Annotated in this window: 1 protein-coding gene; it reads left to right on the forward strand. The window is 38.6% G+C overall.

The window, feature by feature from the left end; translation table 11 throughout:
- A partial coding sequence (locus tag AAEY98_RS22410; protein WP_351019805.1) for a serine dehydratase beta chain occupies positions 1-264 on the forward strand: 264 nt, incomplete at both ends.

Genomic DNA, 264 nt, shown 5'->3' on the forward strand with positions numbered 1-264 from the left:
GGCTTAGCCGGTTATGATCCTGAAACCATTGATGCCGATTTAGTGGATGACATACTCGCTAAAATTGAAAAAGAACAGGTTATTTACCTAAACCAAACTCATAAAGCTAAATTCCCTAAGCAGGGCGCTATTGTTTTTCATCGCAGAAAGACACTCCCTAAACATTCCAACGCAATGGAAATTATTGCCTATAACAATGGCGAAAAAGTATATAGCAAAGTTTACTACTCTATTGGTGGCGGGTTTATTGTTACGGATGAAGAG

Origin of the sequence: Shewanella sp. AC91-MNA-CIBAN-0169, assembly GCF_040310165.1 — a bacterium.
Lineage (GTDB): Bacteria > Pseudomonadota > Gammaproteobacteria > Enterobacterales > Shewanellaceae > Shewanella.